The 11,939-nt window shown below is 68.9% G+C and carries 10 protein-coding genes; 7 read left to right on the top strand and 3 right to left on the bottom strand.

What is annotated here, in order from left to right; genetic code table 11:
- Positions 1-301 precede the first annotated feature (301 nt).
- From HC031_RS32645 to HC031_RS25440, 3 genes are all read left to right on the top strand, one after another.
- Entirely contained in the window at positions 302-1,102 is an 801-nt protein-coding gene (locus tag HC031_RS32645; protein WP_205863235.1) for a MarR family transcriptional regulator, read from the top strand.
- Positions 1,103-2,062: 960 nt separating this feature from the next.
- The gene (locus tag HC031_RS25445; RefSeq protein ID WP_167927933.1) at positions 2,063-2,260 is read left to right on the top strand and encodes a hypothetical protein; all 198 of its coding nucleotides are present in this window, start codon (positions 2,063-2,065) and stop codon (positions 2,258-2,260) included.
- Between the two features lie 79 nt (positions 2,261-2,339).
- Positions 2,340-3,008, top strand: a complete 669-nt coding sequence (locus HC031_RS25440; RefSeq protein WP_167927932.1) for a hypothetical protein — start codon at positions 2,340-2,342, stop codon at positions 3,006-3,008.
- Here HC031_RS25440 and HC031_RS25435 read toward each other — a convergent pair.
- Entirely contained in the window at positions 2,974-3,672 is a 699-nt protein-coding gene (locus tag HC031_RS25435; protein ID WP_167927931.1) for a DivIVA domain-containing protein, read from the bottom strand. The two genes, HC031_RS25440 and HC031_RS25435, sit on opposite strands and share 35 nt — an antisense overlap.
- A 441-nt stretch (positions 3,673-4,113) precedes the next feature.
- Between HC031_RS25435 and HC031_RS25430 the strand changes: the two genes are divergently transcribed.
- On the top strand, positions 4,114-5,190 hold the full coding sequence (locus HC031_RS25430; RefSeq protein ID WP_167927930.1) for an NAD-dependent epimerase/dehydratase family protein: 1,077 nt from the start codon (positions 4,114-4,116) through the stop codon (positions 5,188-5,190).
- Here HC031_RS25430 and HC031_RS25425 read toward each other — a convergent pair.
- On the bottom strand, positions 5,111-5,668 hold the full coding sequence (locus HC031_RS25425) for a GNAT family N-acetyltransferase (protein ID WP_167927929.1): 558 nt from the start codon (positions 5,666-5,668) through the stop codon (positions 5,111-5,113). The genes HC031_RS25430 and HC031_RS25425 overlap by 80 nt on opposite strands.
- Complete coding sequence (locus HC031_RS25420; RefSeq protein WP_167927928.1) at positions 5,665-7,083, bottom strand: NsdA family TPR-like regulatory protein; 1,419 nt, start codon at positions 7,081-7,083, stop codon at positions 5,665-5,667. The genes HC031_RS25425 and HC031_RS25420 overlap by 4 nt, the downstream gene beginning before the upstream one ends.
- A 342-nt stretch (positions 7,084-7,425) precedes the next feature.
- Between HC031_RS25420 and HC031_RS25415 the strand changes: the two genes are divergently transcribed.
- From HC031_RS25415 to HC031_RS25405, 3 genes are all read left to right on the top strand, one after another.
- Complete coding sequence (locus HC031_RS25415; RefSeq protein WP_167927927.1) at positions 7,426-7,587, top strand: FxLD family lanthipeptide; 162 nt, start codon at positions 7,426-7,428, stop codon at positions 7,585-7,587.
- 72 nt (positions 7,588-7,659) lie between these two features.
- On the top strand, positions 7,660-10,716 hold the full coding sequence (locus HC031_RS25410) for a lantibiotic dehydratase (protein WP_205863234.1): 3,057 nt from the start codon (positions 7,660-7,662) through the stop codon (positions 10,714-10,716).
- Positions 10,713-11,891: a lanthionine synthetase LanC family protein gene (locus tag HC031_RS25405; RefSeq protein ID WP_167927926.1), complete on the top strand. Its 1,179-nt coding sequence runs from the start codon at positions 10,713-10,715 to the stop codon at positions 11,889-11,891. The genes HC031_RS25410 and HC031_RS25405 overlap by 4 nt, the downstream gene beginning before the upstream one ends.
- Positions 11,892-11,939: the final 48 nt, after the last annotated feature.

Below are 11,939 nucleotides of genomic sequence, written 5' to 3'. Positions count from 1 at the left end.
GCCGCTCGCGTTGAGATCATCTTTCGGCGCGCCGCTTTGTCCGTGTTGCCGCGCTTGCGATCGGCTCTTCGACTGATCCTGTGAACAGTGATCACGAAAATCGGCCCTCAAACCCCGGTTTGTATATGTGGGCGGTTTACCGGAGCCCGAGGTAGCGCCGCCGGACGATTCGCCAGCCACCCGACATGGCTAGGTGATCTCTCGCGACGGGGAGCCTCCGCGCTCGCTGTGACTACGGTTCGTGACGGCCGCTGTCGATGCTGAGGTGTCGCGCATCGATCCCGGCGGAGACGATGGGTATATGGGGGAGCCCGCGGTCGACCGGCGGCTGTCGCCGCGGCGATGGCGGATCCTGTCGTTCCTGGCGCTGCACGGCGGGGCCGCCGTGCAGGACGTGGCACTGGTCCTCGGCGTGGCACGCCTGACCGCCCAGCGGGAGCTGGCCTGGCTGTACCAGGCCGGCCTGGTCGACCGGTTGCGGTCGAACGAGGACCGCACGCACACCTGGATCTACGACATCACGCCCGACGGCACCGAGCTACTCCGCGAGACGTTAATCGCCGCCGGGCGGCGAGTGCCGCTGCAGCTCGGTCACAGGACCTGGGGCGCCGCCGATCACCGGCTGTTCCTGCCGATGCTGGAGGTGTCCCGCCAACAGCCCGGCCGGTGTGAGTTATTCCAGTGGCTGACGACGATGGACACGTCGGTCTGGCTACGCGCACACGATCTAGCACACCTACGGGCCGATGGCTATGGCGTCTGGCTTGAGGACGGACGCGCGCTGCGGTTCCTGGTCCACGTCGATCCCGGCCTGTCCGGCGACGCGGTCACCGAACACGAGCGTCACATCTCCGGACTGGATGCCCTGCTGGCCGCCTACCGGCGTACCGATCGCGCGGTACCCGTCGGTGCGGTACTGGTCATCGCCGACACTCCGGAGCGCGAGGAGCATCTGCTGGCTGACCTGGTCGAGCAGCCGGTGCGCACCCCGATCGCCACCAGCAGCAAGGAGTTGCTGTACCGGCAATGGCCGAATGAGTCGCTGTGGCGAGTGGCGGGAGCGGGCGACGATCGCCGCCGGCTGATCGATCTCGCGCCCTGAACCAAGTGCTTCAATTGGCGCTCTTCGACGGTCGGAAGCCCGATCCAGCGCATCGCCGAACGTGCGCGTGGACACACCGACGAGGACCGTTCCGCGGTGAGCGGCGCGACCGAGAACCAGTCGTCGCGTGTCGACCGGATGGGCGGACATCCCTTGCCGGCCGACAGGGGTTGCGCTGGCGGTCGCCGGTCCCCCCTCGGGCTTACGTGCCGCGACCGCCAGCCCTCTGCTGGAGGACCCCAACGCTGGCCCAACGAGTCTCTGTGGCGGGTACGCGGCGAGAACGACCACAACCTTCGCTTAATGGACCTAGGGTCTCTGACTCCGTATCTGCAGGGAATACGGTGCAGCGTGAGTAGTTGTCGACCACGCGTGCGGCGTCTCGCCTGATCCTTGCGGCGGCATCCGTCCCATGCGGACGCACGTTCGAGCGGCCGGAGACGGGCTCCAAGAAGTGCTCGTCGCCGCTGAGGTTGCAGTTGTCGCTTGACGGACGACTAGCCCAAGGGCCCTCCCTTTACGGGCAGAACTTCTGGCAACCCACACAAACCTCTGCAGACGAGGTGCCGATCGGGACCATCGGTTTGACAATGAGGGTGTCGTGGTGGCCCAACAGATCTTTGAGGCGATGGCCCGGTTGTCATCCTCGTGGCCGGGAGCTACGGCGCAGCGGTGCGCCACATCCAGCCACAGCAGACACTGTGGTCGATTGAACCGGACTGTGTGGCTATGCGTAATCACTCAGATAGAGAGTTGCTGCAACCGGCAAGATGTCAGCTTTGGCCAATGAGAGGAGAAGACGCTGCCTAACAAATGATCAATTTCAGATGCTGAGATTATTTGGCAGAAAAGTCCGTTACGTTCCGCGCAATCATTAGTAACGGGGGGTAGCAAGAGTTGAATGGTATGCCTAGCATGGGGCATGACCAACCAGGCCCACATCCGCCCTGGGAGGATCCGATGACCATCGCGCCAACGCACGTGCCTGGACCGACCGTCACCGAGATGAGCCCTGCCGAATGGAAAGAAGCTGTGCAACACGAGCTCAGCAAGTTGCAGCTCACTTACGAACAGCTCGCCGATATGGCTCAACGGCGCCAGTTCAGTTCAATGGAGGCCCAGAAGTTGTGGGTGTCCATTGGTGACTCGAAGCCGTGACAGTCTTGCATCTGAGGCTCGCCGGTTTGCCGGCGTTATGCAGGATCTTCTAAACAAGACAGTATGCGACTATGCTCAGGTGGGAGGCAAGCTTTCGCCTGACAATCAGGCCATTGTTGGCACGCGACTCCAGGGGTTAAGGTCACAGCCGGTCCGAATGCGGTCGGCGGGCCGTACCGATATATGGGTCGACGTACATTGCCGGCTCGCGTTCGATGAGCACGAGGGAAAGTTCCTTGCCGTGCAAGGTTCGGTATGCGGTCTCTATATTGGATATGAGCCGCCCGAGCTTTTGCTGCACTATGACTTTGAGCGCGATAAGGAACGTTACGCCGAAGCCCACATCCAGGTTTGCGCGAGGCATTCAACCTTTGAGCGATACCTTGTTGAATTGGGTCGCAAAGAGGTTAATGGCCTACATAAGATACATTTGCCTGTCGGGGGACGTAGATTCCGCCCGTCGCTCGAAGATCTGCTCGAATGCCTAGCCGTTGAGGGTCTCGTTGATCCAAAACGTGGCTGGGAGGACGTCTTGGAGAAGTCCCGCCGCGAGTACAGACTAAGGCAAGTCGCCGCAGTTGTCCGCCGCAACGTAGGGACTGCTGTCCGCGAATTGGAACGGCTGGGTTACACGGTCAATCCGCCCAAGGAGAAGAACCTAGTTGCGCGGATCCGGAACTTAGTTGCCTCCCGGCAACGCGACGAGGAGGACATCAAGAAGGGTCGGCGTCCGGTGGCCAAGCGGTGATGCGAACCAGGGCTGGGGTCCCCGCTTGGCTCATCGCCACCGTTGGGGACATGGATGCGGTGGCCCGGCCAACATAGCTGGTAGCAGTCCAAGGGCCGGTGAGCGCAGCTAGTTCGGCGGCGAAGGCATCGGTGGTAGTGCGCACGCGGGCACTGGCAGCGTCCAGTTGGGTAGTGGCACCGTCAACGGTGGCGAGGATCGAACGGCTCAGCGCGGTGAGGCGTTCCGCCTGATCGCGGCTGGCGATGAAGGCGGCACCAGCGCGGACGCGGTCGGCCTCCTGCCGTGCGCTGGCGACGATCGCCTTAGCGTGGGCTTGGGCGTCGGCGATGAGCTGATCAGCGCGGGTTTGCGCGTGGGTCAGCACGGTGATCGCCTCGGTTGACTCCTGTCGGGCAGCGGTCGCTTCGGGATCGATGTGGTTGTCCCGGAAGTAGTTGCGCAACCGGGCGATCTCGTCGGCGGCCGCTGCGTACGCGCTGCCCCACCGTTCCACCTCGGCGGCGACCTGGTCGATGAACAGGTCCACTTCGTCCGGGCGGTAGCCGCGCCGGCCGAACCCGCTCTCGCCGAAGGCATGCTGACGGATCTGGTCAGGGGACAGCGGTCTCCAGAACCGGGCCGTGCTCGCTGCGCCGACGTGATCGCTGGTCTGTCCGCTCATCGCCTGGCCGCCTCCTTCGATGCTGGGTGTAGGTCGTGGTGGGAATCGCCGATGTCGTCCTTGCAACGGCACGCTTAGCGGGGAGCCCGGTGGATTGCAGCGCGTCGCGGTGACGATGGCCCTCGCTGTGGTGCCGCATGCCGCTCAACTCCTCTCGCTATCTGGCGTTGAAGGGCACCGAGGCGGGCGGGGACCTCGCCGTCCCGAGCTCTGGGAGGGATAGCCCGGGCGACGCCGCACCCGCCCCGGGCCGGCTCGTCCGTGCCACCGCTCGTCCGCATCGGGTGGGCGGTGGCGCTCGATCACCAGTCGACCAAGCCTCGGCCACAGACGGAACGGTGGCCAGCCGTGAACAGCGGGAACGTTCCAACGTCCCTGTGAACTCCGTGAACCTCGCCTGACGGGATCGGTGGCGGCCCCGCCGGGAGTGAGAATGATCGGATGCGGTTGCTGGTGCTGGGCGGCTCGTGGTTCGTCGGTCGCGTCCTGGTGGCCGAGGCCGTGCAGCGCGGCCACGACGTGACGGTGTTCAACCGAGGCGCGTCACCGGCACACCTGCCGTCGGCCGTCCGTCATGTGCGTGGAGACCGGGAGTTGATCGACGACGTGCGGGCCCTGGCTCGGTGCGGTCCGTGGGACGTGGTCGTCGATGTGGCGGGCAGCGTCCCTGCGGTGGTCCGCCGCTCGGTGGAGATCCTGGCTGATGTCGCGCAGCGCTGCGTGTTCGTGTCGACGATCTCGGCGTATCGGGACTGGCCGCACGCGCCGGTGGACGAGGATTCGGCGTTGTGGGATGGCGACCCGGATTTCGATCCCGGTACGCGCCGGTGGGATCCCGACGCCTACGGCCCGCTGAAGGTGGGATGCGAGATCGCCAGTCGGGACGCGTTCGGGCCGGAGCGCCTGCTGGTGCTCCGGCCGCATGTGGTGCTCGGCCCGCACGAGTACGTCGGGCGGCTGCCGTGGTGGCTGACGCGGATGCGGCGCGGCGGGCCGGTGCTGGCTCCGGCCCCGGACCGTGGCATCCAGCCGGTGGACGTGCGGGACCTGACCGGGTTCCTGCTCGATCAGGCCGAATGGCGGGGGACCGGCGTTTTCAATGTCGCTCCGCCGGCCACCCGCGCTACGTATGGCGACATGCTGCGCTCCTGTATCGAGGTCACCGCCGATGTCGCCGAGCGGTCGGCACGGTTGGTGTGGGTGGACGAGTGCTGGCTGGTCGAGCAGGGCGTGACGCAGTGGACCGAACTGCCGTTGTGGCGTAGCGCGGCGGCGCCGTGGGGCATGAACGCCGATCGAGCCCGTCGGGCGGGCCTGCGGTGCCGGCCGCTGGCCGAGACCGTCGCCGACACGTGGACGTGGCTGTGCGAGGGTGGCCGGCCCGTGACCCATGAACGGTTCGCCGAGCACGGCATCGCCCCAGAGAGGGAGGCGTCCCTCATCGCACGGTGGCTCGCCGAACATCCTCGGCAATCGGACGGGGCGTCGGAGCCAGCACCTTCGCGAACGCCCGGTTGATCGAGGGGTCGCGACCGGGGACATAGCGCGTCACCGGCTCGTAACCGTTGCTGGTGAACAGGCCCAGGGCGGCCGTGTTGCGGACTCCGGTCTCCAGGATGGCGTAGCGGGCACCCCATGCCAGCGCCTGGTCCTCCAGCCATGACAGCAGCGTCCGGCCGACCCCGTGCCCTCGTACCTTCGGCGCAAGGTAGGTCTTCTTGATCTCCACCGTGCCGTCGGCGTGGTCGAACCAGCGACAGGCGCCGCAGCCGACCGGTTCGCCGTGCTGGTAGATCACGACGAAGACCCCGTTCGGCGCGTCATAGGCATCCGGGTCCAGGTCGACCGATTCGGCGAAGCCGTACCGGTCGACCTGCTCGTCGTAGAACGCGCGCAGCAGCACGGCGGCGTCGGGGTGGTCGACCCGGCGCGGCACCAACTCGGTGTCGCCGGTGCGGTGAGCCGGCAGCGCCGGGCCGGGACGGTCGATGGTCATGGAGTCGATAATGCCGCATCGAACTCCGGCAGAAACTTGCGGACGATCGAGGAACGCGACCGGCGGGCCAAAGCCGGTCGGAGGGTGCGCAGGTAATGGCGCCCGCGTGGCGACTGCACCAGCGGAAGCAGCCCGAGCCCGGCCCGCATGGTCGCGACCGCCTCGCCCAGATCGCCACACAGCAGATGCGCGCGGGCGAGGAACGTGCTGTGGAGCAGACCCGAACGCGCGTAGAGGGGTTTACCGTCGTTGCTCGCGCCGAGCATGTCGGAGACCGCCGTGGCCAGCACGTCGATGCCTTCGCCGAGCAGCCGGTCACGGCTGGTCGTGGTGCGTTCGGCGAGCACCACGAGGGCTTGCCCGGTCTCGGCGGCGAGCTGTGCGGGGTTGAGGTAGTACAGGAAGGACGGCCTGTCCTGCGCGTGGCAGCTGTCGAGCAGCGCGTTGGCCTGGTCGGCGCACCGACGGAAGCGGGCCAGGTCGCCGTCGGCCGCGGCGGCGGTCGCCTCTCGGCCCATCAGCCTTGCCTGCAGGACCAGGTCGCTCGAGCGGCACTCGGCCTTCGCGGCGTCGGCAAGCCGCACCGCCTGCGGGCCGTGACCGGCGAAAGCCGAGACGTAGCTGAGCATGCCGATGACGTTCGCCGCGCGGTCGTAGTCCGCCAGTGCCCGGCACATGCCGACGCTGAGCAGCAGGTAGCGCTCGGCCGAGCCGTAGCGGCTGGAGTCGAAGTGCAGCCAGCCGAGCAGCTGGGCGAGGTCGGCCACGATCGTCATCAGGCGCCGGCCGGTCACCACGTCGTAGTTGGCGTACTCCACCAGGTCCATGACGCTTCTCAGCTCGGCGGTCACGTACCGCACGCTCAACGCACCGCCGCCGTGCCGATCGTCGAGTCGCCGCAGCGCGGCGACGTGTGAGGCGATCGCATCGACCTGCTCGGACAGGACGTACTCGTAGCCGGCGCGGGTGCGCGCGGCGAGCACCGCGCCGTGGAGCTGGTCGAGAACAGCCGCGGTGAGGTCGGCGCCGGAAGCATCGCGGATGGGGCTCTGCGGTGTGACGGCCGTGGTGGCGAGATGAGCAAGCTCCCGGACGAGGTCGTCGACGTGGGTCACGGCGTCCAGGCCGGTGGCGGCCGACCGTTGCTCGCTGGCGGGGCCGGTGCGGCCCGGCCAGAGCTGGTCGACCGTGACCGGGACGCCCAGCCGCTCGGTCAACACCGCCGCCACGAGATCGGGGATCGGGGGCCGAGGCCGGAACCCCCGCCGCACCCACGGGTAGGCGGCCGTCGGGTCGAGACGGAGCTTGTCTCGCCCCTGCCGCGACAGCCGCGCGTTGACCGCTGCCACCAGCTGTCGCGGCCCCCACTCGGCCAAGTCCAACAGGTCAGCCAACGAGGATGGCTTGTCGGTCATCGCCGCCTCCTCATCGATATAGGTCGCACAGTAGCTGCCAGGTGACAGCGCGGGGACCCAACGGTCGGGGGCGGTGGGAAGTTCACGGGGTTCACGGGAACCTGGTGGCAGTTCCCACAGTTCACGGCAGGAGCCCCTATTTCGGCGGCGCTGTCGCTGGTGCACTCGATGGGGACGGCCGGCTTCGACCGCCCGGGCCGCTGCAGGGTCCTGTCCGGCGACCCACCCGTCGCCGGAGTCCTTGCTGAATACGGCCGTTATCGCGAAGCTCCCGCCTCCTGGGCGATCCGGCCCGGCGTCCGGGGCGGGGCCGGAAAGTCCCCTCGGAAGGAAGGCAGAAGTATGCCCGCAACGTTGGAAGCGATCGACATCGAGGAGATCTTCGACCTCGACGTGGTGGTCATCCCCGATGCCGATCGGGTCGACGCGCCGGTGGCGTGCGGCACGAGTGACGGCTGCGCGGCGACCTGTGCGTCATCGTGCGTTAGCCGGGGTGCGAGCTGACAGGTCAACCGTGACGGGGGCCGGCCCGTCCGGCCCCCGCCCCATCCTGACGACGAAGAGCCGGAGGCTGTGATGCAGATGGTTGATCTCCAGTCGCCGTACCGACACGGCGGTGTCGCGCTCTTGCGGGCGGCAGCCGTGCCGCTGAGCGCAGGCCAGCGGTGGTGGCCCGATCTGGGCGACCGGCAGTCATGTGAGGCGTGGCTGCGGGAGATGTGGTCGTGGCCCGGGTTCGCCGACGCTGTGCGGCAGGCCAGCCCTATCCTCGCCACTCGGGTAGACGCCCTGTGCGCCGGCCGTGCGCTGTCGGACAAGCAGATTCGGCGTGCGGCCACCGCCACGGCCCGATATCTGATGCGTGCCACCGGCCGCCCAACACCGTTCGGCCTGTTCGCCGGCGTGGCGCCGGTGTCACTTCGATCGACGTCGGGCATGCGCTGGGGCGAGGGGCACCGCGCCACCGCCCGGGTCGACACCCAGTGGCTGGCCGATGTCATCGACCGGTTGGAGGCGCACCCGGAACTGCTGGAGCGTCTGGACGTGGTGTTCACCAACCTCGCCGTACAGCGTGGTAACCGCCTGGAGGCACCGTTCGGTCCGAACCGGGTCAGCGTCCGGTACACCGGCGCGGTGCGCGCTGCCCGGGAGGCGGCGGCCTCACCGGTGCGCTTCGGAGACCTGACGGACAAGATCGCCGAAACCTTCCCCGCCGCCAACGGTTCGATGGTGTGCGGCCTGCTCACCGACCTGGTGCGCCAGGGGCTCCTGATCACGTGCCTGCGCGCGCCGCTGACCGTCGTCGACCCCCTCGGCTACCTGATTGATCAGCTTCGGGCGGTGCAGGCGGACACCGTCGAGGCTGTCGGGGCGCTGTACCGCGGCGTGCTGGCCGTCCACCGCGATCTGGAGCAGCACAACCGCCAGGCCACGGCCGGCGCCGGGCAGGCCCGTGTCCGCACCGCTGTGATACAGCGGATGGCCGGGTTGTCGCGCGCCGGGCGCACCCCGTTGGCAGTGGACCTGCGCCTGGACTGCGAGGTACGGCTACCGGCCAGCATTGCCGACGAGCTGCAACGGGCGGCCTGGGCGTTGCTACGGATGACTCGCCGGCCGACGGGCGGAGCCGCCTGGCACGACTTCCACGCCGCATTCTGCGACCGGTACGGCACCGGCACCCTCGTTCCGCTCACCGAGGCCGTCGACCCGGACACCGGGATCGGCTTCCCAGCCGGCTATCCCGGCAGTCTGCTGCCGGCATCCGCCGAGGCGATGTCGGAGCGCGACGAGCGGCTGCTGGCCCTGGCCTGGCAGGCGCTGGCCGACGGTAGCCGGGAGATCGTGCTGACCGACGAGACCATCGCGGCGGTGACCGACGGCGACCGGTTCGACGCCCGCTACATCCCGCCGCACCTGGAGCTGGCCGCCCGCATCCACGCCGCCAGCGTCGCGGCGTTGCAGCACGGCGAGTACGGCCTCGTCGTGTCACCGGCCCGCTCCGCTGGGACGCTGACCTCACGGTTCACCCCGACCGCGAGCGGATCCGGCCTGCAGGACGTGTATCGGAAGGTGCCCACCATCGTCGAGGGCGCGCTGCCGGTGCAGCTGTCGATGCCGCCGGTCTACCCGCACTCGGAGAACATCAGCCGCATCCCGGCGTACCTGCCCCACGTGTTGTCGCTGGACGAGCACCGCAGTCCCGACGAGCACACCATCACCCTCGATGACCTGGCCCTCACCGCCACTCACGAGCGGCTGTACCTGGTCAGCGTCTCCCGGCAACGCGTCATCGAGCCGCAGGTGTTCCACGCGCTCGCGCTGGACAAGCAGCTTCCACCGCTGGGACGGTTCCTGGCCCACCTGCCGCGTGCCTTCACCGCCCGCTGGCACGAGTTCGACTGGGGGCCGCACACCCATCGCATGCCCTACCTGCCCCGGGTCCGCTACGGGCGCGCCGTGCTCGCCCCGGCCCGGTGGCGGCTGACCACCGACGACCTGCCTGCCGGCGACGCTGTCACCGACGAGTGGCGGCAGGCTCTGCACCGGTGGCGGCAGCAGTGGCGCTGCCCCGACACGGTCGAGCTCCGCGACGCCGACCGCACCCTGCGACTGACCTTCGCCGAGCCGGCCCACCTTACGATCCTGCACGCCCACCTGGGCCGCCACGGCGACGCCACCCTCACCGAAGCGGCACCGGCGGAGGCGTTCGGATGGATCGACGGTCGCGTCCATGAAGTCGCCGTGCCGCTGGCCATCACGCACCCTGCCGCACCGGCACCCCGTCTTGCCAGCGCACCGCAGCTCGCCAGCCGGGAGACCGGTCAGCTGCCCGGTGCGGCCGACGCCGCTTGGCTCTACGCCAAGATTCACACCCATCCCGAGCGGTTCGACGAGATCCTCGCCGACCAGCTGCCCCACCTGCTCGCCACCGTCGGTGCCGACCCGACGTACTGGTTCGTGCGCTACCGCAGCCCCCACGAAACCGATCACCTGCGGATGCGCATCCACATCCCGAGCGGTACGCCGGCTGGCGCACTCACCGTGGCGGTGGGGGAGTGGACGCACCGGCTACGCCGCGACGGCGTCGCCGGCCGACTGGTCTTCGACACGTACTATCCCGAGGTCGGCCGCTACGGCAACGGCCACGCCATGCGTGCCGCTGAGACGGTCTTCGCCGCCGACTCCCACGCCGTCGTCGCCGGGCTACGGCACCGGCTCACCGTCGACCCGACCGCCCTGGCCGCGCTCGGCCTGGTGGATCTCGTCTGCGGCTTCCTCGGCAACCGCGCCGACGGGATGCGATGGCTGACCAGCCCTGCCGACCCTGTCGCGCCCCCGGCCGACCGTGCCGTCGCCGAGCAGGCCATCACCCTCGTCAGAGACGACGTGCTGCCGAACGTGCCCGGGTGGCCGTCCGAGGTCGTCGAGGCGTGGCAGACCCGGGCCGCAGCCCTGGCCGCCTACCGCCGGCAGCTCCCCGCTGACGCCGATATCGACGCCGTCCTCGAATCGCTCCTGCACATGCACCACAATCGTGCCCTCGGCATCGACCCCGAGCGCGAAGCGACCTGCCGACGTTTGGCCCGCCACGCCGCCCTCGCCTGGCAGGCCCGGAACGGACACCACCGGTGACCCGGCCCGGCAACCCGCAAGGCTCGCGTCCTCCCGGCTGGGCGCACTGCCTGGGCACCGGCGCGGCAGGCATCGCCCTGCGGCACATCCATCGCGCCCGCGCAGGCAACGGATCGTGGCGCACCGTCCAGCACTGGGCGGTCACCATGACCGGTAACCCCATCACCACACCGCCGCATGCCAGCAGCCTGTACACCGGCGCGCCCGCCGTCGCGTTCGCCCTGCACAGCGCCGGCCAACCGGCCTACGCTGCCGCTCTCGAAACTCTCGACCACCACATCGCCGCAGCCACCCGCCAGCGCCTCGACCGGGCGCACGAGCGCATCGACCGCAGGTGCCTGCCCACGCTTCGCGAGTTCGACCTGATCGGCGGCCTTACCGGTCTTGGCGCCTACCTGCTGTACCGCCACGGCGGCGGTGAGCTACTGCGCGACGGGCTGTCCTACCTGGTGCGGCTGAGCAAACCCATCGAAGTCGGCGGCGAGACGCTGCCGGGGTGGTGGACCGGCAACGGGCCGGCCGACCAACGCTCTGCGCACTGGCCCGGCGGGCACGCCAACTTCGGCATAGCCCACGGCATCGCCGGCCCGCTGGCATTACTGTCCACCACGATGAGACGCGGCATCATGGTCAGCGGCCAAGCCGACGCGATCAGCGATCTGTGCACCTGGCTGGACCGCTGGCGTTGCGGCACCAACCACCGACCTTGGTGGCCGGAAATGATCTCCCTGCCCGAATGGCGCAGCGGCACGGTTCGCCAGCGTGGCCCGCACCGGCCGTCCTGGTGCTACGGCACCCCCGGCCTGGCCCGCGCCCAACAGTTGGCCGCCGTGGCCATGGCCGACCCGGCACGGCAGCGGCACGCCGAACGTGCCCTCGTCGCGTGCCTCACCGACGAACACCAACTCGCCCAACTCGGCGACGTCTCGCTGTGTCACGGCTGGGCCGGACTCGCGTTGACGACCTGGCGAGCCGCCACCGACAGCGACACCGACCTCGCCGCGCACATCCCGCGCGTGCTCGGCCGACTGGACCAGCACCTCGCCCGGCACGGGCTGCCACCCGGCGACGGGCTGCTGGAGGGCACAGCCGGCATCAACCTGGTTCGCGATACCACCACGGCCACCACACCACCCGCCTCGACGTGGGACGCCTGCCTACTGATAAGCGGCTAACCACGACCACCGACAGCCCGACACCCGCACATCAGGATCCGCCCTACG

It is taken from the genome of Planosporangium thailandense, assembly GCF_011947195.1.
Taxonomy (GTDB): Bacteria; Actinomycetota; Actinomycetes; order Mycobacteriales; family Micromonosporaceae; genus Planosporangium; species Planosporangium thailandense.
The sequence above is the reverse complement of the archived record's forward strand: the minus strand, read 5'-3'. Positions and strand labels throughout refer to the sequence as shown.